This is a genomic window from Planctomycetia bacterium (genome assembly GCA_015200345.1).
Taxonomy (GTDB): Bacteria; Planctomycetota; Phycisphaerae; order UBA1845; family UTPLA1; genus PLA3.
The window spans coordinates 2,280,250-2,306,804 of sequence record CP054187.1 but is presented as its reverse complement, the minus strand read 5'-3'; the positions used below and the strand labels follow the sequence as shown (position 1 = coordinate 2,306,804).

General features: G+C 64.4%; 14 protein-coding genes. 12 read left to right on the top strand and 2 right to left on the bottom strand.

Translation table 11 applies throughout. The features are described from left to right. Positions 1–200: 200 nt before the first annotated feature. The 5 genes from HRU71_09430 to HRU71_09410 all read left to right on the top strand — a co-directional run bounded on the left by HRU71_09430 (position 201) and on the right by HRU71_09410 (position 11,074). Positions 201–1,136, top strand: coding sequence for a hypothetical protein (locus HRU71_09430; protein QOJ03692.1), 936 nt, complete (start codon positions 201–203; stop codon positions 1,134–1,136). A gap of 124 nt (positions 1,137–1,260) precedes the next feature. Beyond that, positions 1,261–4,689 carry a PDZ domain-containing protein gene (locus HRU71_09425; GenBank protein ID QOJ03691.1) on the top strand — a complete coding sequence of 1,143 codons (3,429 nt, stop codon included), beginning with the start codon at positions 1,261–1,263 and terminating at the stop codon, positions 4,687–4,689. A gap of 301 nt (positions 4,690–4,990) precedes the next feature. Next, positions 4,991–7,063, top strand: coding sequence for a cation:proton antiporter (locus tag HRU71_09420; protein ID QOJ03690.1), 2,073 nt, complete (start codon positions 4,991–4,993; stop codon positions 7,061–7,063). A gap of 33 nt (positions 7,064–7,096) precedes the next feature. Further along, complete coding sequence (gene ettA / locus HRU71_09415; GenBank protein QOJ03689.1) at positions 7,097–8,779, top strand: energy-dependent translational throttle protein EttA; 1,683 nt, start codon at positions 7,097–7,099, stop codon at positions 8,777–8,779. 45 nt (positions 8,780–8,824) lie between these two features. Beyond that, positions 8,825–11,074, top strand: a complete 2,250-nt coding sequence (locus tag HRU71_09410) for an FdhF/YdeP family oxidoreductase (protein ID QOJ03688.1) — start codon at positions 8,825–8,827, stop codon at positions 11,072–11,074. A gap of 33 nt (positions 11,075–11,107) precedes the next feature. Here the strand turns inward: HRU71_09410 and HRU71_09405 are convergent, their stop codons facing one another. Continuing rightward, positions 11,108–12,289, bottom strand: a complete 1,182-nt coding sequence (locus HRU71_09405) for a trypsin-like peptidase domain-containing protein (protein QOJ03687.1) — start codon at positions 12,287–12,289, stop codon at positions 11,108–11,110. Positions 12,290–12,476: 187 nt separating this feature from the next. Between HRU71_09405 and HRU71_09400 the strand changes: the two genes are divergently transcribed. The 6 genes from HRU71_09400 to HRU71_09375 all read left to right on the top strand — a co-directional run bounded on the left by HRU71_09400 (position 12,477) and on the right by HRU71_09375 (position 23,954). Continuing rightward, entirely contained in the window at positions 12,477–13,418 is a 942-nt protein-coding gene (locus HRU71_09400; protein QOJ03686.1) for a hypothetical protein, read from the top strand. A gap of 170 nt (positions 13,419–13,588) precedes the next feature. After that, positions 13,589–14,515 (top strand): methyltransferase domain-containing protein, encoded by a 927-nt coding sequence (locus HRU71_09395; protein ID QOJ03685.1) that lies wholly within the window; start codon positions 13,589–13,591, stop codon positions 14,513–14,515. Positions 14,516–14,641: 126 nt separating this feature from the next. Next, positions 14,642–16,612, top strand: a complete 1,971-nt coding sequence (gene uvrA, locus HRU71_09390) for an excinuclease ABC subunit UvrA (protein QOJ03684.1) — start codon at positions 14,642–14,644, stop codon at positions 16,610–16,612. Next, positions 16,609–21,960, top strand: a complete 5,352-nt coding sequence (locus HRU71_09385) for an ATP-binding cassette domain-containing protein (GenBank protein ID QOJ03683.1) — start codon at positions 16,609–16,611, stop codon at positions 21,958–21,960. Before uvrA ends, HRU71_09385 begins: the two co-directional genes overlap by 4 nt. 129 nt (positions 21,961–22,089) lie before the next feature. Further along, positions 22,090–22,671 carry a thymidine kinase gene (locus HRU71_09380; protein ID QOJ03682.1) on the top strand — a complete coding sequence of 194 codons (582 nt, stop codon included), beginning with the start codon at positions 22,090–22,092 and terminating at the stop codon, positions 22,669–22,671. Beyond that, positions 22,668–23,954: a hypothetical protein gene (locus HRU71_09375; GenBank protein QOJ03681.1), complete on the top strand. Its 1,287-nt coding sequence runs from the start codon at positions 22,668–22,670 to the stop codon at positions 23,952–23,954. Before HRU71_09380 ends, HRU71_09375 begins: the two co-directional genes overlap by 4 nt. 14 nt (positions 23,955–23,968) lie before the next feature. On the opposite strand, the gene HRU71_09370 is transcribed toward HRU71_09375, so the two are convergent. Continuing rightward, the gene (locus tag HRU71_09370; protein ID QOJ03680.1) at positions 23,969–25,213 is read right to left on the bottom strand and encodes a DUF1573 domain-containing protein; all 1,245 of its coding nucleotides are present in this window, start codon (positions 25,211–25,213) and stop codon (positions 23,969–23,971) included. Positions 25,214–25,514: 301 nt separating this feature from the next. Here HRU71_09370 and HRU71_09365 point away from each other — a divergent pair, with 301 nt between their 5' ends. Further along, positions 25,515–26,489 (top strand): hypothetical protein, encoded by a 975-nt coding sequence (locus tag HRU71_09365; GenBank protein ID QOJ03679.1) that lies wholly within the window; start codon positions 25,515–25,517, stop codon positions 26,487–26,489. The last annotated feature ends 66 nt before the right edge of the window (positions 26,490–26,555 follow it).

Genomic DNA, 26,555 nt, shown 5'->3' with positions numbered 1-26,555 from the left:
TCCTGCTCGGAAATCGGCCACTGTGCGGACTCATACCCACGCACGAGATCGCGCCGGACGCCCGTGACCTTCCACCCCAGAATATTTTCTGCATTCCGGTTGGGAACCCTGCGTTTCGCGTTAGAATGCAAGGTGTCGTGGATTTCGCGCCGTGTGCCAGCGCCTACGGCACGCCGCTCGACAGGGTTTGGGTAGAGAGTGTGAATCGTTCGAGACGCTGGAGCAAACCGGCTTGCTTCGTCGCGCTGGTCCTGTTGGCCAATGCGGCGCTTTATTTCAGTGCGCAGGCGGACAGCGCTTTCATCCGCGACATCGCATTCAAGATTGCCCCGCCCGGCACACCCGACGTTGAAGTCGTCCGCGCCGTGTCACGCTATGTGCGTGATGAGATCTACCATCCGACGCGAGAAGAAGTCGAACACTTTCCCTTCTGGGTCCGGCTGAATTATCTCTACAATCCGTTCCGGATCGGCCCGAGACCAATCCTGGAATATGGCACGCACCACCTCGGCCCCTGCCAGTCCAACAGCCGCGCCTTCATGGCGCTGCTCGCCGCACACGGGATCAGCTCGCGAATGGTCGTCCAGCACGATGCCAATCTGCTCGGCCTTCACAGTGTGATCGAGGTCGACTACGCCGGCACGCATGGAATCGTCGGCCCTACCAACGGCGTCATCTATCAGCACGAAGACGGCAGACCGGCGACGCTCAAGGAGTTGCACAAGGACCGCGACTTGTTCGTGCGCAACGCGGTCACCGGCTTCGCCTACGGGTGGGGACCCAACGGCAAGGAATACACCGTGCCCCTTCCCTACGACCTGTACAATTTCGATTACGCCTATTACTTCAATTACAAGTGGCTGGGCGCGCTGCGCTGGCCGGCCTACAAGGCGCTGGTCGCCATCTGGGGCGAGAACGGACCCTATCTCCCCGTGCGGCCGCTCTGGTACACCTACCCGAAATACACCTGCATGGTCGTGTTAGATGCGGGCGTCATCGGTGCGGGGTTCCTATTGTGGGCCGGTCGGCGGCTTCGCCGGCGCTTCGCGAAAGCGACGATCCCTGTCAAGCCCGCCGACAAGCCGATCCTGCCGCGTGAGCGGAGGTCGCAACACGAGGAGCTGATGCACGTCTGAAGGCCGCACTCGGGAATTGATCCCCCGTGAGGCGGCCCTCGCCGGAGCCGGCGCGATCAGCCTGCTCGAATCGAGTAAGAGCGGTTATGCTTTGGGCGGCGACCGTTCTACTCGAGGAGAATCGATGCACCGTTCGGTAGTTTCCCGCGCGTTACATTTCTGTTGCCCAGTCCTGTTCGTCTTTTGCTTCGCCCTGTCGGCGGCGGCACAAATCCGGCCGCATGGCGGGATGCTGCGCTACCCCGACGTGAGCCGCGACAAGATCGCGTTCGTGTACGCGAATGACATCTGGGTCGTCTCGCGCGAGGGAGGCATGGCGGCGCCGCTGGCCAGTCCGCCGGGGACGGAGCTGTTCCCGCGGTTCAGCCCCGACGGCGCGCACATCGCCTTCGTCGGGAATTACGACGGCAATAGAGATTTATACGTCGTGCCGGTCGAGGGCGGTCCGCCGAAGCGCATCACGCATCACCCCGACGGCGAGACGATGTGCGACTGGGTTCCGGCGGCGCACGCGGGCCTCGTCGCCGAAGGCGCGACCGGCGACCGGCTGCTTTTCTATACAAACGGCTTGGCCGGGCTGCGGAGACAGATGCAGCTTTTCACGGTGGACGCGGCGGGCGGATTGCCCGTGAAACTGCCTGTGCCTTATGGCGCGACGGCGGCGATCAGTGCCGATGGCGAGTGGCTGGCCTATACGCCGCACACGACCGACTTCCGCACGTGGAAGCGCTACCGCGGCGGCATGGCCACCGACATCTGGCTGTTCAACCTGAAGACGAAACAATCGAAGCAGATGACAACGTGGGAGGGCACCGACACCCAGCCGATGTGGCAGGGGCAGATCGTCTACTATCTAAGCGACGCGGGGCCGGAGCATCGCCAGAACATCTGGTCGTATGACACGACAAACGGCCGCACACAGCAGCACACGCACTACAAGGACTTCGACATCAAGTGGGCGTCGAACGGTCCGGGGGCCAACGGAGAAGGCGAAATCGTCTTCCAGGTAGGCGCGGAGCTTCGCCTGTTCAACCTCGGCGCGAAATCCGACAAGGTCGTGTCGGTCACAATCCCGGGCGATCGGCCGAAGCTGCGTCCGCGGCGCGTGGACGTCGCGGGCAACATGCCGGCGCTGGACATTTCGGCGACCGGCAAACGTGCCGTCGTCGAGGCGCGGGGCGACATCTGGACGCTGCCGGCCGAGCACGGCTCGCCGAGAAACCTGACGCGCAGCAGCGGCGTGTTCGACCGCGATCCGATGTGGAGCCCGGACGGCAAGTGGATCGCTTACTTCTCCGACGCAACGGGCGAGTACGAGCTTTATCGGCGCTCGGCGGACGAAAAGGGCGAGCCGGAACAACTGACCAGGGGAAGCAAGACGTTTTATTACACGCCCACCTGGTCGCCCGATTCGAAGCACATCGCCTTTACCGACAAGGCCGGAAACGTCCTGCTGTGCGACGTGGAGAAGAAAGAGACAAAGGTAATCGACACCGATCCGTGGGCCAATGCCCCGCGATTGAGCTGGAGCCGTGATTCCGGCTGGATCGCCTACCCGAAGAGCGGCCTGAACCGCCAGTCGGCGATTTACCTGTACGAGATGGCCTCGGGCAAGGTGCACCAGGTTACCTCGGGCATGTTCAACGACTGGGCGCCGACCTTCGACCGCGCAGGGGACTTTCTCTACTTTGCCAGCAACCGCGCCTGGAGCAGCCCGCGCTACGAAGACCTCGGTACGACTTTTGTGTACAACGAAACGGCCCTGCTGTACGTCGTGCCGCTGCGCAAGGACGTGAAGCTGCCGTTCGCGCCCAAGAGCGACGAAGAACCGGCCACCACCCAGCCGGCGACGAGCCAGCCCGCCTCGAGTCAGGCGACGACCAGCGCCGCCGCGGAATCGCAGCCTGCGTCCGCGGCCACCAGCGAGCCGGCCTCGCAACCCGGGGAGAAGAAGGACGAGAAAAAGCCGGTCATCATTGAGCTGGAAGATTTCGAGCGCCGCGCCGTGCAGTTGGAAATCAAGCACGGCGGCTTCGGCAATCTTGCCGTGGCGCACGACGGCAAGCTGATCTTCTCGCGCCTCGCGGGCCGTGGCGCCGAGACGGAGCCGTCCATCCGCATTTTTGATCTGGCGGACGAAAAGAAAGAAGAGAACACGGTGCTGGCTGGCGCGGCCTTCTTTGCGATCTCGTCCGATGGCAAGAAATTGCTCGTCCGCAAGGACAACAAGATGGCGATCGTCGACGCCGCGAAGGACCAGAAGCTGGACAAGACGATCTCTACCGCCGGTATGGGTTCAATGGTCTCGCCGCGCGAGGAGTGGAAGCAGATTCTCACCGAGGTCTGGCGGCTCCAGCGGGATTATTTCTACGACCCGCACATGCACGGCGTCGACTGGGAAGCGATCTATAAGCAGTACGCAACGATGCTGGATGACTGCGCGAGCCGTGAAGACGTCGGCTTTGTGGCGGCCGAGATGATCTCCGAGCTGAACGCCGGGCACACCTACTACGGCGGCGGCGATCTGGAAGGCCAGCCCAGCGTGTCGGTCGGCATGCTGGGCTGCGATTTTGAGTTGTATACGGGTCCGCTGCCCGGCGCGCCGGCCTATCGCATCTCGAAGATCTACGAGGGCGCGCCGTGGGACAGCGACGCACGCGGGCCGTTGAGTCAGCCGGGCGTCGATGTGAAGGTCGGCGACTACCTGCTGGCGGTGAACCGGGCGCCGGTGGATGCGACGCGCGATCCGTGGGCAAGCTTCCAGGGGCTGGCCGACCAGACGGTGACGCTGACGGTGAGCGACAAACCGGCGATGGACGACAAGGCGCGCGACGTGGTCGTGAAGTTGCTCTCCGACGAGAGCAACCTGCGCTACCGCGCGTGGATCGAGCGCAATCGCGCATACGTCGCAGAGAAAACCGACGGCAAGGTTGGATACATTTACGTCCCGAACACCGGCGTCGATGGCCAGAACGATCTGTTCCGCCAATTCTACGGCCAGGTGGACAAGGCGGCGCTGATCATCGACGAACGATGGAACGGCGGCGGGCAGATTCCCACGCGCTTCATCGAGCTGCTCAATCGGCCGATCACCAATTACTGGGCGCGGCGCGACGGGCACGATTGGCCGTGGCCGCCGGACAGCCACCAGGGGCCGAAATGCATGCTGATCAACGGCTTGGCCGGATCGGGCGGTGACGCGTTCCCGGCATACTTCCGTCAGTCCGGGCTGGGCAAGCTGATCGGCATGCGCACCTGGGGCGGGTTGATCGGCATCTCGGGCAATCCGGGCCTGATCGACGGCGCGTTCACGACCGTGCCGACCTTCGGATACTACAAGAAGGACGGCACCTGGGGCATCGAAGGTCACGGCGTCGATCCCGACATGGAAGTCGTGGATGATCCGGCGATGATGGTCGACGGCGGCGACCCGCAGCTCGACGCGGCCATCGCGCACATGCTCGGCGAATTGCAGCGCAATCCCTATCGCCCGCCGCAACGGCCGAAATACCCCGATCGAAGCGGAATGGGAATTCGCGAGGAAGACAAGTAAGTACCGCTTAATCGCCGAGACGACGAAGCGGCGGACGGGCTGAACGACGCAACGGTGGCGCGTTGAGGCGATGCGATGCGCTCGCTTCGCCGGCGAGCTTGATCGCCCATGGCGCTTCGAACACCAAAGCCCGTCGACGAATTCACGCGCCGCCTGCGATGCGCGCCGGACTTGTGAAACGTCCCCCGGTAGGCCGGTTTACGTTGGCACAGGTGGCAAGTTGCCTTAAGTTGCCGCGTTCAAGAGCAGGCGTGAAGAGCCTCTGGCGCGGAGCCGCCCTGCGCGGCGGGACAATCGACCTGTGTTTCTGACGTTTCTCTGGCAACTTGGGATTATCCTCGTCGCATCGCGCCTGATGGGCCGGCTCTTTGCGCGCCTGGGGCAGCCGCAGGTCGTCGGCGAGATGGTCGCAGGCATCGTCCTGGGGCCGAGCGTGTTTGGTTTGCTGGCGCCCGGCACATGGGCAGCCGTGTTCCCGCTCGCATCGCTGACGTATCTGCATATTCTTAGCCAGGTCGGCGTCGTGCTGTTTCTCTTCCTGATCGGCGTGGACCTTGATCCGCGACTCCTGCAAAAGCAAGGCCGCGCGGCGATCGGCATCGGAGCCTTGAGCATTCTGCTCCCCTTTGCCCTGGGCGCGGCACTGACCGGTTACCTGTATCCGCGGCTGTTTGGCGATCCCCCCGCAATGCAGCTCGCAACCGTGAGCCTGTTCATCGGCGCGGCGATGAGCGTGACGGCGTTTCCGGTGCTGGCGCGGATTCTAACCGAGCGGAACCTCCACCGAACCAGCGTTGGCGCGCTGGCAATCGTGTGTGCCGCGATGAATGACGTCATCGCATGGTGCATGTTGGCCTTTGTCGTGGCGATCTGCCGGGCCAGCGGGCTGCACAGCGCCGGGCTGACGGCCATTCTGGCTACCGGTTATGTCCTGATCATGTTCTGGGTCGGTCGCCCGTTGATGGGCCGGCTTGAGGCTTATTACAAACTTCGCGGGCGACTCTCGCAGGGTGCGTTCGGACTGGTCATGCTCCTGATTGTCGCATCCGCGCTGGCGACGGAGGCCATCGGGATTCATGCCTTGTTCGGCGCGTTCATTGTCGGCGTGATCATGCCCAAAGGCTCGGCATTTGTCCGAGACCTGACGGAACGGCTCGAAGACATCACCGTCGTCTTCCTCCTTCCGATCTTCTTCGCCTTTGCGGGGCTTCAAACGCAAATCGGGCTGTTGAGTTCCGGCCGCCTTTGGATCGATACCGCCCTCATCGTGCTCGCCGCCTGCGCTGGAAAAATCGGCGGCGCGTCCATCGCGGCGCGCGTCTGCGGATTGAGCTGGCGCGAGTCCTCCGCCATCGGAATTCTCATGAACACGCGCGGGCTGATGGAGCTGGTCATTCTCAACATCGGCCGCGAACTGGGCGTCATCTCCGACGTCGTCTTCGCCATGATGGTCATCATGGCCCTGGTGACCACCGCGCTGACCACGCCGGTCTTGAGCTGGGTCTATCCCGACCGGCTCTTTCGCGAGCGGCCGGTGGTCGTGCCTACGGCCGATCGCCCGTGGAGCCTGCTGGTGTCCATCGCGCGACCCGACTCGGCAACGGGCTTGTTGCGACTCGGGTGGCAAATCGCCGGCAGCGCCGGCAAGCTGATCGCGCTGCATCTCAAGCCGGCCGTTGACCGGGACGCCTACCGCAGCGCGGCCGACCGCGAGGACGAAGAGGAAGATTCCGCGGTGGCCCCCCTCGCTGCGGCGGCGAACGAGGCGGGGATCGAATTGGAACCGCTCTCGCTGGTCACGACGGATGTCGCGACCGACATCGTGGGGGTCGCGGCGGCGCGGCAGGCGGACTTTTTACTCATGGGGTTTCACCGGCCGATCTTCGGTCAGACCCTGCTGGGCGGAACCGTTCACAAGGTCATGTCGCGTGCCGCGTGTGATATCGGTGTCTTCGTCGATCGCGGGTTCACGACGGCGGGCCGTGTACTGGTTCCGTTCCTCGGCGGCACGCATGATCGGTTGGCGCTTGAGTTGGCGCGGCGGCTGGCTCGCAGCGCCGGAGCCGTCGTGACGGTGCTGCACGTCACGCCCCGGACCCGGCGCAACGCCCCACCGCTGGGCGCGCACGGCGCGGTGGATAAAGTATTTGCCGATCCCACGCAACCGACCCCTGTAACGTTCCGAATGGTGGAGGATGATTCACCGATTGACGCGGTCATTCGCGAGGCCGCCTCGCACGACCTCGTGCTGATCGGCGTGGCCGAAAAGTGGGGCCTCGAGTCGCACGTGTTCGGCTGGAAGGCCGAGCGCATCGCCGCCGACTGCCCGTGTTCGATGTTGATCGTGCGCAAAGGCAGCGTGGACGCAAGCTGAAAACGATTGAAACACAGGAGCAAGCCAGGACTCATGGCGGAAGAAGCGTACAAAATCATTTATTCGATGATCGGCGTGAGCAAGCGCCACGAGAAGAAGCAGATTCTCAAGGACATCTACTTGTCCTATTTCTACGGCGCGAAGATCGGCGTGCTCGGCCTGAACGGCTCTGGCAAGAGCACGCTGCTGCGCATCCTCGCCGGCGTCGACAAGGACTACGAAGGGCAAATTTCACTTCAGCCGGGATTCACCGTCGGCTTCCTCGAACAGGAGCCGCAACTGGACGACACCCTCACCGTGCGTCAGGCGGTCGAACAGGGCAAACAGGAATCCATCGACCTGCTGAAGGAGTTCGAGCGCATCAACGAACGGCTCGGCGAGAATCTCACCGATGACGAGATGACGAAGCTGCTGGAGGACCAGGGCCGCGTGCAGGAGCGGCTCGATGCCCTGAACGCGTGGGAACTGGAAACGCAGTTGGAGGTCGCGATGGACGCGCTTCGCTGCCCGGACGGTGACAAGCCGGTGAAGGTCCTGTCGGGCGGCGAACGGCGGCGCGTGGCGCTGTGTCGATTGCTGCTGCGCGAGCCGGATGTACTGCTGCTCGACGAACCAACGAACCACCTCGACGCCGAATCAGTCGGCTGGCTGGAGTTGCATCTGCAACGCTACGCGGGCACGGTCATCGCGGTAACGCACGATCGATATTTCCTCGACAACGTGGCGGGATGGATCCTGGAATTGGACCGCGGCCGGGGCATCCCCTGGAAGGGCAATTACTCGTCGTGGTTGGAGCAAAAAGACGCGAGACTCAAGGTCGAGGAGAAAACCGAGTCCGCGCGGCAGCGGGCATTGCAGCGCGAGCTGGAGTGGATTCGCCGCTCGCCCCAGGCGCGCCAGGCCAAGAGCAAGGCACGCATCAAGGCATACGATCAGCTTCTCGCGCAGGACGCCGGCGAGAAATTGAAAGAAATTGAAATCTACATTCCGCCCGGCCCGCGGCTGGGCGATCGCGTCATCGAGGCGAACGGCCTGACCAAGGCATACGGCCGGCAACTGCTGATGCAGGACGTGTCGTTCTCCATTCCGCCCGGCGCGATCGTCGGCATCATCGGCGGCAACGGTGCTGGCAAGACCACCCTCTTTCGAATGATCACCGGGCTGGAGAAACCCGACGCCGGCACGATCGAGATCGGCGAGAGCGTGAAGCTCGCTTACGTCGAGCAAAGCCGCGACTCCCTCAAGAGCGGTCAAACCGTCTGGGAGGCCATTTCCGGGGGTGATGAACTGATCGCCCTCGGCTCGCAGCGCGTGAACAGCCGGGCCTACGTCGGGCGATTCGGCTTTACGGGAACGGATCAACAACAATTGGTCGACACGTTGTCGGGCGGCGAGCGAAACCGCGTTCACCTCGCGCGCATGCTGCGACAGGGCGCGAACGTCATCCTGCTCGACGAGCCGACCAACGACCTCGACGTGAACACGATGCGCGCGTTGGAAGAAGCGCTCGAGGCGTTCGCCGGCTGCGCGCTGATCATCAGCCACGACCGCTGGTTCCTCGACCGCGTAGCAACGCACATTCTCGCCTTCGAGGGCGACAGCGTCGTGCACTGGTTCGACGGCAACTACACGGCGTACGAAGCCGACCGGCGGGCACGGATGGGCGAAGCCGCGGATCGACCGCATCGTGTCAAATACCGCGAGCTGAAACTGTAACCGCCCGTCGGGTACAATCATCGCCGCTTCACGAGGATCAGGGGTATGGCCAAGGTTCGCAGCGGCGGCGGCTGGCAGGCGATTGCGTATGCGCTGCGCGTCGCACAGCGCGTGGGCTGGCGCCGCGCATGGCAAAGCGTGCGATCAAAGAACGCCTGCAAGACCTGCGCGCTGGGCATGGGCGGCCAGCTCGGCGGCATGCGCAACGAGGCGGGGCACTGGCCGGAAATCTGCAAAAAATCGCTCCAGGCGATGGCGGCGGACATGCAGGACGGCCTGCGCCGCGAATTCTTCGAGCGATACAGCTTCGACCAATTGGAGTTGCTCACCTCACGCGAGCTGGAAGCCGCCGGTCGCATCGTGCAGCCTCTCTACGCCGCACCCGGCGCGACGCATTACCAGCCGATCGACTGGAATGATGCGATATCGCGCATCGCGCAGCGATTGAAGGCAACTGACCCGTGCCGCACGTTCTTCTACATGAGCGGTCGATCTTCGAACGAAGCCGCGTTTCTGTTGCAGCTTTTTGCCCGGCTGTACGGCACGAATCACGTCAACAATTGCTCGTATTACTGTCACCAGGCCAGCGGCGTCGCACTGTATGACGCCATCGGCAGCGGCACAGCCACGATCACGCTGGACGACCTCGAACACGCCGACCTGTTCTTTCTCATCGGCGGCAACCCGGCATCGAACCACCCGCGCCTGATGCGCACGCTCATGCAGCTCCGCCGGCGCAGCGGCGACGTGATTGTGATCAATCCCGTCATCGAACCGGGACTGGTGAACTTCCGCGTGCCGTCCGACGTGCGCAGCCTGCTGTTCGGCTCGCGCATCGCGAGCTTGTATGTCCAGCCGCACATCGGCGGGGACATCGCGCTGCTCTGCGGAATCGCAAAGGCCGTTCTGGAACGAGGCGCGGCCGATCGCGCGTTCATCGACACGGCGACGGTCGGCGCAAGCGAATGGGAGATCGGCATTCGTGCGCTGCCGTGGGAGGAAATCGAACAGCGCAGCGGCGTGGCGCGGCCGATGATCGAGCGCATCGCCGAGCGCTACGCGCGATCGCGCGCGACGGTCTTCGGCTGGACCATGGGCATCACGCATCACGAGCACGGCGTGCAGAACATCCATGCAATCGTGAATCTCGCGCTGCTGCGCGGCATGGTCGGCCGGCCACACGCGGGCCTGTTGCCGATTCGCGGGCACAGCAACGTGCAAGGCGTCGGCTCGATGGGCGTGACGCCTGCGCTGAAAGAGGCGGTCTTCGAGCGCTTGCAGCGGCACTTCGGCGTCGCGCTGCCGGCGTGGCCGGGCCGTGACACGATGCAGTGCATGGAAGCGGCCGACGCCGGTGAGATGGACGTGGGCGTGTGCCTCGGCGGCAATCTGTTCGCGGCGAATCCCGGTTCGGCGTTCGCCCGGCGCGCGATGGGCCGGCTCGGGTTGGTCGTCCACCTCAACACGACGCTGAACCTGGGGCACGTGTGGGGCCGTGGAAAGGAAACCATCGTGCTGCCGGTGCTGGCGCGCGACGAGGAACCGCAACCCACGACGCAGGAGTCGATGTTCAATTATGTGCGATTGAGCGACGGAGGCCCCGTGCGACACGAAGGCCCGCGCAGCGAAGTGGCGATTGTGGCCGACCTGGCGCTCGCCGTGCTGGGCGAAGACGGCCCCGTCGACTGGCGCGAGATGCAATCGCACGAATCCATCCGAGCCGCCATTGCGAAGATCGTCCCGGGATTCGAGGAATTAAAGACCATCGGCGCGACCAAGGCCGAGTTTCACATCGCCGGGCGCACGCAGCACCGGCCGATCTTTCCCACCTCCGACGGCAAGGCGAGGTTCCACGCGACGCCGCTGCCCGACCCGTCCCCCCCATCGCCCGGCGCGCTGCGATTGATGACCGTGCGATCCGAAGGGCAGTTCAATACAGTCGTCTATGAAGACGAAGACCTGTACCGCGGGCAGGAGCGCCGCGACGTCATCCTGCTGCACGCCCGCGACCTGGAACGACGCGGGCTCGCGAACGACCAGCTCGTCACCGTTCGCAGCCAAGCCGGCGAGATGGCGGGCCTGCGCGTGCGGCCGTTTGAGATTCGCGAGGGCAACTGTCTGATGTACTTTCCCGAGGCGAACGTGCTCGTGCCGCCGCGCGTGGATCCGCGATCGAAGACGCCGGCGTTCAAGTCCGTATGGGTTACCATCGAACCCGCCGCGGCGGATCGCGTGCCGCTCACGATCGAGCGCGTCGTGCGAACACACTCCGCCGATCCGCTGAAGGCGTGTTAGCCTGTGCCGCCATTTCGACGCGACGCAACCTCTTTACTCGTCTGATCCGTCGACCGAACTGGTAAGCTTGACCTGCGCCGTGCGCACGCGGCCGTCGCGCACCACGGTGACTTTCACCGTGTCGCCCGCGCGCTTGCTGTCCAGTACGTTCCGCAAATCGTTGTAGTCATTGATCTCGCGATCGTCAATGCCGACAATCACATCCCCCAGCACGATGGAACCGTCGCCGAGGCGGTAGGTCCCCTCCAGCCCGGCCCGCTCGGCGCCGCCCCCCTCCGCCACGCCGCCGATCAATACGCCCCGCGTCACGCCCAGCTGCCGCGCGATGCCGGCGTCGACCACCTCGATGCCCAGCAGCGGACGCACGACGCGCCCGTGTCGAATCAACTGCGGAACGATCTCGTTCACGATATCGACCGGCACGGCAAAGCCGATGCCGACGCTCGCGCCGCTGGGGCTGTAGATCATCGTGTTCACACCGATCAATCGCCCCGCGCTGTCCAACAACGGACCGCCCGAGTTGCCGGGATTGATGGCCGCATCCGTCTGAATGACGCCCTCTATCGTGCGACCATTTCGCGCGGTGATCGTTCGCCCCGTCGCGCTCACGATCCCGGTCGTCAAGGTCTGGTCAAAGCCGAACGGATTACCGATGGCGAACACCTTCTGGCCGACCTGCAAATCGCCGGACGTCCCAACGGGTATGGGACGCAATCGGGCCGCCGGCGCATCGATCTTCAGCACGGCCAGATCACGATCCGGCTCGACGCCGACGACCTTGGCATCCCACGATGAACGGTCGGCGAGTATGACCTTCAATTCCGTGTTTCGCCGCATCCCCGGCTCGACGACGTGGAAGTTCGTCACGATGTGACCGAGTTCATCCCAGATGAACCCCGTGCCGGTGCCCTCGGGGATTTCAAAAACCTCGCGCGTGAAAAGCCCGCGCCGCCGTTCGACAAGCTGCACGCTCTGCACATAAACAACCGACGGCGACGCGTTGGCGAACAGCTCGACCGATGTCTTCTCGTCGGCCGCGAGATCACCGCGAGGCGTGATGGCGCGAGGGCCGGTGTTGCGCGTTTCGAGATACGCGCGCAGCTGCCCGACGACCAAATAGCCGGCCGTGAGACCCACGAGAATGCCGACCAGCAAGGACTGACGCTTCTGCACGCGCAGGGCGGGCCGTTCTTCAAAACCGGACGGGGTATCCATCACGCTCATACCAGAGAATGATAATAGGGAAGCTTGCGCCACACTATCGGACGATTCGGCCGGGACTGCCGTCATCGAAACTCACGGCGGCCGCCCGGTGTCATGCCGCAGGACAAGGCCAAGTCAACCCCCCGTTTGACCGATAAACCCACCACGGAAATCCACCATCCGACAAAAGGAGCAGCCCGTGGTTGCCTACCAATCGGTTCGGCTCGCGTTACCGAAACTTGGATCTGTCTCGATACTGTTTTGCCTCGCAGTGGGATGCGGCTTCGTCCCGCTGCCCGGACTGGGCGGATCGGAGAATCCCGCGCCACTTCCAAACGTTGATGGAATTGACCCGCGCCAGCCGAACATCGAACGATCCACACGCACCCTCGACTTCACCGGCGTTCGGACCATTCGCGTCGAGCTGCATACGGCCCGGCTGGTGATCGAGCAGGTAGACAGCGGCACTGACGAAGCAACGCTGCAAGTCACGGAGATCATCACGGCCGGCTGGCTCGGCAAGAATGATTTAGAAAACCATCTGATTGCCACGGAGCTTCGCGCCGAGCGATCGTTCGTGGACAGCGCACGGCTGAACGTCACGTCGATTATCTCCCAGGGGTTGCAGCCGAAGGATGTTGCCTTTGACGTGAAACTGACCGTGCCGCGCGGCGCGGGAACGGAAATCTACCTGACCAGCGGTCCGGTGGAGATCCTCCGCCTCGCGGCCAACGTTGAGATCGCCACGGCCGACGGCGCGATTCTCGTGACCGACGCAGCCGGTAACATCGTCGCGAAGACAACAAACCACCCGGTGGAGATTCGCGGCGCGCGCGGGAACGTGGACGCAGTCACCTCGAATGCGGATGTTTCGATTCGGGCGATGCCGTCGATCGGCGCACAGGTTCTCGCGCGAACCGCCGGCGGCAACGCGCGCGTTCTCGTGCAACAGGGATTTGGCGCGGCGCTGAAACTGGTGGCCGACGGCGGCGCCGTCTCCGCCAACCTGAACGGCTTCGCCGTCTCCAACATCGCCACGGCCGCCGGCCTGCTTACCGCCGAGCTGAACGGCGGCGGCGGGCGCATCGAAGCATTGGTCGAAGGCGGCGACATTGAGTTCGCAGGCATCACGCAGCCCTAAGCGCGTCGCTTTCTCTCAATTCCAGGAAAACCCGGCATGACCCGCGCGGCGTCGGCCAATTCTGCGCGAAATCGCCCCGCGCGGCGCAACGGACTCACCCGAAGTCCGCGCAACATCCGATTCATGTAGTGCCCGGCGTCGCCGCGCCGCATTGAACGGACCCTTTGCCCATGCTTGATTCCCCTCCGGTTCGCGTCTCGCGCGCGATGCGCGAAACACTCCACTGGCTTGTTTCCGAAGACGACCTCGCCGCGCCGCACGACGCCGAGGGCGAATCGCGGCGATTGCTCCAACGCGCAGCCGAACTCCACGAAGCCCTGTCAGGCCTCCCGGCGGCGACCGGGGATTGCGACAAATGCCTGATAATTGGCTCCACCGGGGCGGAGGTGCCCTATCTCGCCGGCAAGCTCGGCTGGAAAGATGTGACCTGCGTCGCCCCACCGACCTGCCGCGCCAAACGCCGCCTCCGCCGCGCCCGGCCGCACCCGAACTCCGACGCCTCCTACCCCTTCACGCTCATCGAACAAGACTTGGAGACCGATGCCCTTCCGATCGACGACCACGCCTTTGGACTGGTCGTTCACCTCGGCCGGATTGAAGCCTTGCGCGACGATCCGGAATTCGTGTTTTATGAATTAAATCGCGTCGTTCAGCCGCGCGGCAGACTCGTGCTCATCGCCGAGAATCCCGTCAGCCTTCAGGCGACGCATGCGCTCCTGCGCGGCGCGCCGCAAAGCACGCGGATCGAACACGGCCCCGAATCCGCCTGGCGACGCTACGCTCCGCAGGAGATCGAGGAACTGCTCAACGGCACCGGCTGGCGCGTCGAAACGATCACATCGGTCGTGCCAGGACCGGCGCTGGGCGGAAGCTGGTGGCGGCGGCGGCTCTTCAAGCGTCTGGTCGCCGATTTGCGCGCCGAGACCGGCCTTGCCGAGCCATGCCTGCACACGCGCCTGCTGGTCACTGCGGCCAAGGTCAGCGAGCCGACGCGCAGTTACCCCCGCTGGCTCTACGACGACGAGAAAATCCGCCAGCTTAAGGTGGAAATGCTCGAGCACGTTTCGCGCCCGCGACGAACCGCCCGGACGGCCTGAATACACCGGGGCCTTTTGCGCAATGGAATGCCGCGGCGACGCTTCCACCCGCGGACTCTTCATTCCGTCCTCTGACAAGCAATGCGCACGCGGCTACAATCGCCCCGATGAGGGGATCGCCTCGCCGTGGAACCCGCCACCATCGACATCAAGAACGCCCGCGTGCACAACCTGCGCGAGGTCTGCCTCGCGCTCCCGCGCAATAAGCTGATTGTCTTTACAGGCGTCTCGGGCAGCGGAAAATCGTCGCTCGCGTTCGACACGCTCTACGCCGAGGGCCAACGGCGCTACATCGAATCGCTCTCATCGTACGCGCGGCAATTCATGGGCCAAATGCAAAAGCCCGATTGCGATCTCATCGCCGGCCTCTCCCCCGCCATCGCCATTCAGCAGAAGACCACCGGCTGGAACCCGCGTTCCACCGTCGCCACCATCACGGCGATTCACGATTTTCTCCGTGTGCTCTTCGCTCGCATCGGTATGCAGCACTGCACGCAATGCGGCCGGCCCATCTCGGCGCAATCGCGCGAGCAGATCGTCGCGGGCATGCTCGATTCTTTTGTTCGCAGCGCAGACGATGCCAGGGGCGGCGTGCGCGCGCTCATCCTCGCGCCCCAGGCCCGTGCCCAGAAAGGCGAGTTTCGCGATCTCTTCGAAGACCTCGTCCGCGCCGGTTACGTCCGCGCGCGGGTGGACGGCCGCATCGTGATGTTGACCGATGATCTGGCACTGGAGAAAAATCGCCGCCACGACATTGAAGTCGTCGTCGATCGACTGGTGATTTCACCGGACAATCGTTCGCGCATGGCCGAAGCGGTGGAGAGCGCCCTGCGCCTCGGCAAAGGATCGCTCATCGTCGCGCCGGACGCCGGAGACGCGCAAGCGGGCGCCCGCAGAACGTCCTCGGGCGAAAAAGTGTTCTCGTCCAGCTCCGCCTGCACGCGCTGCGGCATTTCCTTCGAGACGCTTACGCCGCAATTGTTTTCCTTTAATTCGCCGACGGGCATGTGCATGAAGTGCGACGGCTTGGGGGAACTGCTGGACTTCGATCCCGACCTGCTCGTGCCCGATCCGTCGAAAAACTTTTTCGCGCCGTGCATCGAACCGATGCGCACCAAGATCGGCAAATGGCGGCGGCACATCTACGAAGCCGTTGCCCGCGCGGTGGGATTCGATATCAACCTGCCGTGGAACAAGCTGCCGCCCAAGGCGCGGGAGGCGCTGCTCCATGGCACCGGCAATCGGCACCTGACGTTCGAATGGAAATGGTCCGGCGGCATCTGGAAACACGGCGGAACCTTTGACGGCGTGCTGGAAGAATTGCGCGAGAAGCATCGCAAGGCCAAAGCAACGTTCGTCCGTGACTACTACGAGAAATACATGCGCCGCGGACCCTGCCCCGATTGCGCCGGAGCGCGATTGAATGCGCAGGCTCGCGCGGTGCGGCTGCCGGTTAACAGCAAGGCCCTCGGCACGGCATCGAGCAATGGGAAGGGACCCAATCTCGCGGAGTTCTGCGGACTGCCCGTCGCGCGGGCGCGGGCGATGCTCGACGACTTGGCGCTCTCGCCGGTGCAGAAGATCGTCGCAGGGGAAGTGCTGAAGGAGCTTCGCGCGCGGATGGATTTTCTGCTCAACGTCGGGCTGGATTACTTGAGCCTGGATCGAACCGCGCCGACGCTCTCGGGCGGCGAATTGCAGCGCATTCGCCTCGCGGGCCAGATCGGTTCCGGCCTGGCCGGCGTGCTGTACATTCTCGACGAGCCTTCGATTGGTCTGCACCACCGCGATAATCAGAAACTGCTGGAAAGCCTGCTGGCCCTGCGTGACATGGGCAACACGGTGATCGTCGTCGAACACGACGAAGACACGATGCGCGCGGCGGATTACGTCGTGGACTTCGGCCCCGGCCCCGGCGTCCGCGGCGGGCACATCGTGGTGGAAGGTGATTTTGACGCGGTGTTGAATTGCGACAAATCCCTGACGGGGCAGTACCTGTCGGGCAAGCGCGAGATTGAAGTACCCAAACATCGCCGGCCAGTCACGCGCATCACGCCGAAACGGACGGGTCGCACCGCAGGATCGAGCGCGAAATGAGCGACCCACTTGAGCATCCTCCAAAAAGTTCGCGCGCGGCGCGCACGCTCATGGCCAGTGCAGGCGGTTCGAACGCGGTTGCGGTCCAGAATTGGCTCATCGTCCGCGGCGCGCGGCACAACAATCTCAAGAACATCGACGCCGCCATTCCCCTCGGACGATTCGTCGCCGTCACCGGCGTCTCCGGCAGTGGAAAATCATCGCTGGTGAACGACATTCTCCGACAACGGCTCGCGCGCGACCTCAACGGCGCCGAGACGGCCAGGCCCGGCGCGCACGACGCCATCGACGGCGCCGAACACCTCGACAAGGTCATCGACATCGACCAGTCGCCCATCGGCCGCACGCCGCGTTCCAATCCGGCGACGTACATCAAGCTGTTCGACGAAATCCGCGCGCTCTACGCCCTGTTGCCCGACAGCAAGGTGCGCGGCTACGCACCCGGCCGGTTCTCCTTCAACGTCAGCAGCACCGAGGGCGGCGGACGCTGCGAAGCCTGCGAAGGCAACGGCGCGACTCGCATCGAGATGGACTTTCTCGCCGATGTCTGGGCCGATTGCCCCGTGTGCAACGGCCGCCGATTCAACCACGAGACGCTTCAGATTCACTTCAAGGGCAAGAGCATCTTCGACGTGCTGGACATGGACGTGCAGCAGGCGATGGAGCATTTCGCGGCGATCCCGAAGGTCCATGCGATGCTGAAAACCCTGCACGACGTCGGCCTGGACTACCTCAAGCTCGGCCAATCCAGTACGACGCTGTCGGGCGGTGAGGCGCAGCGAATCAAGCTCGCCCGCGAGCTGGTGAAGAAATCGACCGGCCGCACGCTCTACCTGCTCGACGAGCCGACAACGGGGCTTCACTTTGAAGACATTCGTCGCCTTCTCACGGTGCTGCACGGATTCGTCGACGCCGGCAACACGGTGATCGTCATCGAGCACAACCTCGATGTCATCAAGACCGCCGACTGGGTGATCGACCTCGGCCCCGAGGGCGGCGAGGCGGGCGGGCGGATCATCGCCGAGGGCACGCCGGAAGAGGTCGCGCGGGTCGCCGCGTCGTACACCGGGCAGGCGCTGGCGGAAATTCTCGGCATCGCTTCAAAGAGCCGATTGCGCAAGCCGCAGATCCGCCGTGGCGGGCGATCGGATTCACCGGCGCGGAGTTCGTCGATTGCTCGCGCAACCGGCTCCTTGGCGCACGAATCTGCCGCCGCGAATGTCATTCGCGTCGTCGGGGCGCGCGAACATAACCTGAAAGACGTCACCGTCGATATCCCGCGTGGAAAGCTGACCGTCTGCTCCGGCGTCTCCGGCTCGGGCAAGTCCTCCTTTGCCATCGACACCGTCTACGCCGAAGGCCAGCGTCGCTACGTCGAATCGCTCTCCGCCTACGCACGACAATTCCTCGGGCAACTGCAAAAGCCGCGCGTCGATCACATCCACGGCCTGTCGCCCGCCATCGCCATCGAGCAAAAAGCCGCCAGCAAAAGCCCGCGTTCCACCGTCGGCACCGTCACCGAAATCTACGATTACATGCGCGTGCTCTGGGCGCGGATCGGCACGCCGCACTGCCCCGACTGCCGCGTCCCCATCGGCACGCAGACATCCGACGAAATCATCGAACGCGTGCTCGCGCGACCCCGCGGAACCAGGCTGATGCTCTGCGCTCCGGTCGAACCGTCGCCGGGCGAAACGTGGCAGGCGCTGCTCAACCGCTGCGCCGCACAGGGCTACACCCGCGCGCGAATCAACGGCGTTATCACGCCGCTCGAACCGCTCCCGTCCATTGACGCACGGCGCAAACACGCCGTCGAACTTGTCGTGGACCGCATCGTCGTGAATCCCGGCTCGCGCAGTCGAATCGCCGACTCCATCGAACACTGCCTCTCGCTCGGAAACGGGGTAATGCTCGTGGTCGACCTGCACGATCGCGCGAACGACGCCGCGGAAGCGCCAGCCGGCGCAGCGACGCGCTTCTCGCAGCATCTCTCCTGCAACCAATGCGGCCGCAGCTACGACGAACTCACCCCGCACCACTACAGCTTCAACGCCCGCCTCGGCTGGTGCCCGCGATGCGAAGGCCTGGGCGTGCAGCGCGGCACGAGCGCCGACCGCGTGATCGTGCGATCCGATGCCGGCCTGCTCGACGGCGCGATTGCCGGATGGGAGCAGGCGCGCGATCGGCCGTTGCTCACGGCGATGATCCGCGCGCTCGCGCGGGAGATCGGCGCGAGCGCTGACGCCCCGGCTGCCGTGCTGACCCCCGAACAGCGTCACACGCTGTTGTTCGGTCTCGGCGATCGGTGGATCGCGCTCGACCCGAAACAGCCCGGTTTGCGCTTCCAGTGGAAGGGTTTCTTCCCGGCGATTGATGAGGCGACGCGCGTCAGTTGGCAGTACCGCACGCGCTTGCAGGAGCTGGTCACCGACGTGCCGTGTCTCGCGTGCGAAGGCGGGCGCATCGCGCCGCAGCCTGCGGCGACCCGCCTGGGTGATCGCACGATCGTCGACGTCTGTGGCATGACGATCGCGCGGGCCGCGGAGTTCTTCCACACGCTCAAGCTCGCGCGGCGCGAGACGTCGATCGCCGGCGAATTGCTGCACGAGATTCGCGCGCGGTTGCAGTTCCTGCTTGATGTCGGACTGGGCTATCTGTCGCTGGGTCGCGCCGCACCGACGCTTTCCGGCGGCGAATCCCAGCGCATTCGACTCGCGTCGCAAATCGGCAGCGGCCTCGCGGGCGTGCTGTATGTCCTCGACGAACCGACGATCGGCCTGCACCCGCGCGACAACCAGCGCCTGGTCGCGGCGCTGCACAAACTGCGCGATCTGGGCAACACCCTGCTGATGGTGGAACACGACCGCGAAGTCATGGATTCGGCGGATCACATTCTGGACTTCGGACCCGATGCCGGCGCGGGCGGCGGGCGCATCGTCGCACAGGGCGCGCCCGGGCAGCTGCGTCATGCAGCCCGATCGCGCGGCACCGGCACGGAAGAAATCGAATCGTACACGGCGCGATACCTCGCCGGAACCGCTGCCATCGCCGTGCCGACGAACCGGCGTGTGGTGTCGCCCGTGAAGTTCGATCGCTCGCGCGATCAACGCCGGGATACGCCGGGCAATCAAGCCAGCGCGCCGGAACCGACGCGCGTGCTGATCGATGACGACGGCCAGCCAATCGACGCACCCCAACGCGGTCGCCGCCGCACAAAGGGGCCGATCGCGCTAGCAGTCGATTCCGCTGCACCGATCGCGCATGCGACCATGCAGGATCCCCCCCTGTCGGGACAACACGCCCCGGCTCCCCACCTCCTTCGCATCGCCGGCGCGCGGCATCACAACCTGAAGAACATCACCGCGGACATCCCCCTCTCGCGCTTCGTCTGCGTCACGGGCGTATCCGGCTCGGGTAAATCATCCCTCGTGACGGAGATATTACTCCCCGCGCTGGCGGCTCGCCTGCACCGCGCCCGACTCACAGCGGGCGCACACGACCGCATCGAAGGCGTCGACCACATCGACAAAATCATCAGCGTCGACCAGGACCCGATCGGCGAGTCGCCCCTCTCCAACCCCGCGACCTACTGCGGCATCTTCGATCTCGTGCGCGAGCTTTTTGCCCGTCTGCCCGATGCGAAGGTCCGCGGATACACCGCCAATCGCTTCTCCTTCAACCGATCCGGAGGCCGCTGCGACGACTGCGAAGGCCAAGGCCAAGTCTGCCATGAGATGCACTTTCTTCCCGACGTGTGGGTCACCTGCGAGACCTGCGGCGGCACGCGCTACCAGCGCGACACGCTCGAAGTGAGATACAAGGGCAAGAACATCTCCGACGTGTTGAACATGACGGTCGCGCAGGCGATGGAATACTTCGCCAACGTTCCGCGACTCGTGCGCCTGCTCAAAACGCTCGACGACGTCGGGCTGGGATACCTGCCGCTCGGCCAGAGCGCGCCGACGCTCTCGGGGGGGGAGGCGCAGCGCGTGAAACTCGCCGCCGAACTCGCCCGACCCAGCACCGGCAAGACGATGTACGTCCTCGACGAACCGACGACCGGCCTGCATTTTGAAGACCTGCGGAAACTGCTCGACGTGTTGCACCGCCTCGTGGACCTTGGAAATACCGTTGTCTGTATCGAGCACAACCTCGACGTCGTCAAAACCGCCGACTGGGTGATCGACCTCGGACCCGAGGCGGGCGACGAGGGCGGACGAATCGTCGCCGCGGGCACGCCGGAATCCATCGCACAGGTCGCGGCGTCGCACACCGGCCGATTGCTCCGGCCCGTGCTCGATGCCGGGCCGCGCGCCGTGCGCGAGGTGTACCGGCCGCCGGCGCGTGCCGCGCACCCCGCCGAGGAGCGCATCGCCGCGCCGCCCGATGCCGATCCCGTGCGCATGCCGTGGGAGCGCGACGGAAAAAAATGGCATACCCGCGATCGACTCGGCCGCGACGGCAAGCCGGTCGATTGGGAGGGCGCGGCGCTGGAGCATCTGGTCGCGCAAATCGAGAAGTTCGGCAAGGATCGTCTGCAACCAACCGACTGGAACGACCGCGCGCGGGTCGAAATCGTCGCCCAGGCGCCCGCCGGCGTCCCCCAATCCGCCGTGCCGTGGTTCCTGCACGCGCTCACCGGCGGCCGCTGGATGGTGGATTGCCTCTTCCGGGTGCCGAGCGGGACGTTTAACGATCGAACGCTGAACCGCGAACTTGGCCTGCTGACCTTGAACGAGCGCGATGACATCCACGCGTATTCATCAGAGCCGCGTGTTCACGTGCGCCCTGCCGTGGAAGGTTTCGATCAGGTGCGCGTGCAGATTCACGACAAGAAAGAAATCTCGACTCGCGCGTTCGATCTATTCATCCGCAAGGGTCTGAAAGCCTACCTCCAGTGCGTCGCGAGCATGGCGAACAAGGAGGGCGGGGCGCAGCCATGGAAAACCGACGGCCGCGCATGGCACCTCTCGCAGCGCCAGGTGCCGCACGGCCAGACAAAAAACTGGAAGCCTGCCGACCTCGCGGCACTGGTCGGTTTGGTGACAAAAATAATGCCCGGCGTGGTGGTCGATTGGTCGGGCAAGGTGTTCGTCGAGTTCTCGCTGAACGGGTCGCGCGTCGGCAAGGTCATCACCCACCAGGGCGATGCGCTGCGCGTGGACCTGCACCCACCGGTCGGACGGTTCACTCCAACACAAGTAGAGAAACTGGGGTTCAAACAAGAACTGAACCGCGCCGGCAGCAGCGGCGCGACGGTCACATTCTGGTTCCGCTCGATTTCCGAAATCGACGCAAAGCAATTCACGGCGGTATTGAAGGAGTCCGCCGCTGCAGCGGCAATGTAACTCCAGGTGTCGATTGCGCGTGCAATCGAACGGGCTGGCGCCTTGGCTTCGATTGCTCGCGCAATCGGCTCATGGTGCGGCGATTTTTCGAGGCTTGCCAACGAGCGCTATTCCGCCACAATCTGCCGCGTGAGCGATTCCACGATCCATCACCCGCCGCGCCTCATCGTCATTCACGGCTCCATGTTCGGCGGAAAAACCGAGCGCATGATTGCCCTCTTGCGCCAGGCGATTGCGGACGGCCTGCGCGTTCGAGCGTTCAAGCACGCCATTGACTGCCGATACGACCCCACGCACCTCGTTACCCACCGGCAGGACCGCTTCGACGCTCAACCCGTGCCCGACGCCGCGACCATTCTCGATCGCGTCGCCGAGATCGATGTCGTGGCCATCGACGAAGGCCAGTTTTTCAAACGCGCGCTCGTGCCGGTCGCCGAGGAGTTATTGCGGCGCGGCAAGGTGGTGCTCGTCGCCGGAATCACGCACGACGCATGGGGCCGGCCGTTCGAACCGATGCCGGACCTAGTTGACCGCTGCGACGAGGAGATCGTCTGCCAGGCGCCGTGCCGCGTATGTGGCAATCCCGCGCCCTATACCCAGCGCCTGACGCCGGTGAACACCTTGCACATGGTTGGCGGGCTGGATGATTATGAACCGCGCTGCCGGGCGCACTTCACACCGCTTCCCGGCCCGCCGGAAGTTCGCGAATGAATGCTGCCCGCGGCCTGCTTGGAATTGCGACGCTCCTGGCGGTCGCCTGGATCCTCTCGACCGACCGGCGGAGGTTTCCCGTCCGCACCGTCCTTGGCGGCCTGGCCCTTCAGTGGCTCCTGGCCTTGTTTGTCCTGCGGACCGAGACGGGACGCGCGATCTTTGACGCCATGGCACACCTCGTCACCGCCGTTCTGCGCGGCGCCGACGAAGGCGCCGCATTTGTCTTTGGCCCGCTCGCCGGAAACAACGCATCGGTCACCTGGAAGGCCGTCGCCGGAATCAAGATTCTCTCCACCATCATCGTCGTCTCAACCCTGTCGGCGATTGGTTATCACTACGGCATTCTTCAACGCGTTGTCGTGGCCATGGCCTGGATCATGTCGCGGCTGCTGCGCCTCTCCGGCCCGGAAAGCCTCTCCGGCGCGGCCAACGTCTTCTTCGGCCAGACCGAGGCGCCGCTGCTGGTGCGGCCCTATCTTGACACCATGTCGCGTTCGGAGTTGATGGCCCTGATGACCGGCGGCTTCGCAACGGTTGCGGCGGGCGTCATGGCGGTTTACGTCGACATGCTTGGACACGACGATGCCGCCGCGCGCCTCGCCGTCGCGCGGCATCTCATGACCGCCTCGCTCATGTCCGCGCCCGCGGCATTTGTTTTCGCTAAAATCATGGTGCCACCGTCCGGAGACGCCGCACGCGACCTGGAACGAACCCTGCCGGCAGCCCCGATTCATACGCGCGGCCTGCTCGATGCCGCCACCCACGGCGCGGCCGAAGGCATCAAGCTGGCCATCAACGTACTGGCCATGCTGATCGCCTTCATTGCCCTGATCTCGATTTTGGACATCTGTCTTGAAAAAGCGGGCCGCCCCGCGCCGATCGCCGAGGCCCTCCGCGCCGTCGGAATCGAAAAACTGAATCTCGACGCCTTGCTGGGTCTGCTCTTTGCGCCGGTCGCATGGCTCAATGGCGTCCACGCCGACGATGCGCGGACCGTCGGCGCGCTGCTCGCCAAATCGATGGCAACAAATGAGATGATCGCCTACGGCCGGCTCGCGGAGCTGTCCGACGCCGGCGCGCTGGCCGAGCGTTCGCGACTCATCGCGATCTACTCCCTCTGCGGGTTTGCCAACTTCAGCTCGATCGGCATTCAAGTCGGCGGCATCGGCAGCCTCGCGCCGAGCCGCCGAGCAGACCTGCTGACGCTCGGGCCACGCGCGATGCTCGCCGGCGCCATGGCCTGCTGGATGACTGGTGCGATCGCCGGCGCGATCCTCTGACGGCGGAAACCGGCTTACTCCCGCGGATTCTCCGACATGTTTGTAACACCGACGCCCGCCGGCCGGGGCGCCTGCTTGGCCGGGGTGCCCGTCGCGATCGTCGGCGACGACTGCATGAATGGCACGATCAGCTCCGGCACCGTCGGGCTGTCCGTCTTGAGGACCATGCGCTCGCCGGCCGCCGCGGTGTACTGCTCCGGCAACGTCACGGTCAGTCGCCATGCCGTCCCGGCCTGAAGCTCGGTCAACTGCGTCTTGATCGCCGGATTCGTGGTCGTGACTTCTTTGACTTGGATCGGCTTATCGGTGTAGTTCCGCACGAAGAACATGCGATCCAGCGGCTTCAGAATCGTCGCCGTCGGCGGAATCTGCAACTGCGCGGGCGAAATCTCCACGTCCGACATCACATACAGACTCACCGGGATGTTCAGCATCGGTATCTCGGCATTGCCCGTCGCTATCTGAATCGACGCCGTGTTGCTCCCCTTGGACAACGGCTGCTGCGCAACGACCGTCAGCTCATACTCCTTGCCTTCCGTCAACGTCTTCAGCGACGCCTTGAACGGCCCGCCCGACACCTTCGGCTCGCTCGGCTTCATCGGCGCCTGATCGTTGTTTGTGATGATGACCTTCTTGGTCAACTGCTCCTCGGTCAGGCCTGACGCGCGCAGGCTGCTGTAATTGACGTTTGTAGGAACCGCCTGCACCACCTGCCACAGCGTCCCGGTCACCTGCAGCGTCACCGTCGCGCCCTCGCCCGGAACATTCGTCTGAACCGATATCGACTTGGTCATCGGCCCTGCACCGTGACCCGTGCTCAACTTGATCGGTATCTTGCCGCTCTGACCCGGCTGCACCACACGATCGTACTGACCGCTCGTCGTGCAACCGCAACTCGGACGTACCGACAGCAGCTCCAGCGGACCGGTTCCGGTGTTGGTGAACCAAAAATCGTGGGTCACGTCCGTGCCCGCACGCACCCGGCCGAAATTAAACGTCGGCGTGTCGAACTTGATCGCGGGAACCTCGCCGGGCTTGAGTACGACGGTCGGCTCGGAGGGCTGCGGTGCTATCTTCTGCTTGGGGGCGCCACCATGGACACTGATCCGCTTCGCCGCCTCTTTGGCTTCCGCCGCCCCACCATCCTGCTGCTTCTTCTGGCCCGGTTCGACATTCGTTGGCGGCTGCCCAAAACCAAAATTCACAACCAAACTCAAGACGAGGGCCGCCCGTACGCTGATCCACGCTGCCTTGTTCATAGGTGTTTCCTGAATCGAATCTTAAGATTCCGTCCGCGCCGGCGGGCGGTAAATTGCCAACTATATCACATCCAGCCCTGCGGCACGTGTAACGCGGCCGTAAACCACTGATTCGTACAGCACCCGCAACCCCGTAACCATCGTTCCCGCCAAAAGATGGCGGTGCCCCGCTCCGCCGGTTCCTGCTTGACCAGGTTGCCGCGCGGCGGTCCAATACCGACCGGAATTCGCAATCCGAAGGACCCGCGCGGCCTGTACCGCCATTCGATGGGGGCCGCCGCCGAATCAGGGAGGAAAGCCCATGTCCCGCCGCCAGACGCTTCAACTCTTCGCGCTCGCTTCGATTTTCGCCCTGCCCGGTATCTGGGGCTGCGAAGGCTACGACCGCAAGCACGACTACAAGGTGGTGGACGTCACGCCGCCCGACCCCGTGGAGATGGACGCGCCGACCAGCGGTCCGCGTGTTTCATCAGGTCACATTCCTGACATCGTCGAAGAGATGATGGCGCGGCGCGCCGCCTATCTGCAACAGCTTGTCGAACTGGAGCGCGCCTTCCTCGCCGGCGGTGATGCAGTCCGCGCTAACTGGGCGCGTCGACAGCGCGATCTCACCGAAAAAGTGGAAGTCTACCCCTATCTGACGCAGGAGACGCCCGAACAAACCGCCGTGCGCGTTGAACCCAAAGACACGATCCCCGCCGCCGACGCGCTGTACAACGATGCGCTCAAGATTCGAAAAGAGGTGGGGCTGATTCCGCTTGCCGGCGCGCTGCCGCACGTGAAGGACAAGGCGCGTCAGGCGATGGAGATGTTCAAGCGCGTGATTCGTGAATACCCCACCTCCGACAAAGTTGACGATTGCGCCTTCTACATCGCGGAGATCTACAAAGAGTACCTGCGCGAGGACGACCCCGACGACGAGCTGGCGATCCGCTATTACCGCTGGGCCTTGGCCCTCGATCCGAACACGCCGCACCCGGTCCGCTTTCAGTTGGCCGTCGTGCTCGATTTCCGCAGGCACGATCGCTCGAATGCCCTGCCGCTCTATCACCAGGTGATCGATCTCCAGGAAAACGGCAACGTCTCGAACCAGAAATTCGCCGCGACGCGCATCGAGCAGCTTTCCGACGAGGACTTTAGCCACATTCGCGCGCAGGAACCGCGAGCGCGAACCGTCGCCGCCGAAGCGCGGCGCGACACCGCCGCCCCGCGCGAGGAACTGCCCGTCCCGCCGGCCGAGTCTTCTGAACCGCGCTCCGGGGGCGGCGGGCAGTAACCGGCCGCCCTTTTCTCACCGGAGACGGTCCGGAGCGCGCCTGACCACACGAACGCGCCGCCCCGC

Bases quoted from the DNA above. Each gene is read 5' to 3' on its own strand.
- HRU71_09425 (QOJ03691.1), top strand. From the start codon at position 1,261: ATGCACCGTTCGGTAGTTTCCCGCGCGTTACATTTCTGTTGCCCAGTC.
- ettA (QOJ03689.1), top strand. From the start codon at position 7,097: ATGGCGGAAGAAGCGTACAAAATCATTTATTCGATGATCGGCGTGAGC.
- HRU71_09410 (QOJ03688.1), top strand. From the start codon at position 8,825: ATGGCCAAGGTTCGCAGCGGCGGCGGCTGGCAGGCGATTGCGTATGCG.
- HRU71_09405 (QOJ03687.1), bottom strand. From the start codon at position 12,289: ATGGATACCCCGTCCGGTTTTGAAGAACGGCCCGCCCTGCGCGTGCAG.
- HRU71_09395 (QOJ03685.1), top strand. From the start codon at position 13,589: ATGCTTGATTCCCCTCCGGTTCGCGTCTCGCGCGCGATGCGCGAAACA.
- HRU71_09385 (QOJ03683.1), top strand. From the start codon at position 16,609: ATGAGCGACCCACTTGAGCATCCTCCAAAAAGTTCGCGCGCGGCGCGC.
- HRU71_09375 (QOJ03681.1), top strand. From the start codon at position 22,668: ATGAATGCTGCCCGCGGCCTGCTTGGAATTGCGACGCTCCTGGCGGTC.
- HRU71_09370 (QOJ03680.1), bottom strand. From the start codon at position 25,213: ATGAACAAGGCAGCGTGGATCAGCGTACGGGCGGCCCTCGTCTTGAGT.
- HRU71_09365 (QOJ03679.1), top strand. From the start codon at position 25,515: ATGTCCCGCCGCCAGACGCTTCAACTCTTCGCGCTCGCTTCGATTTTC.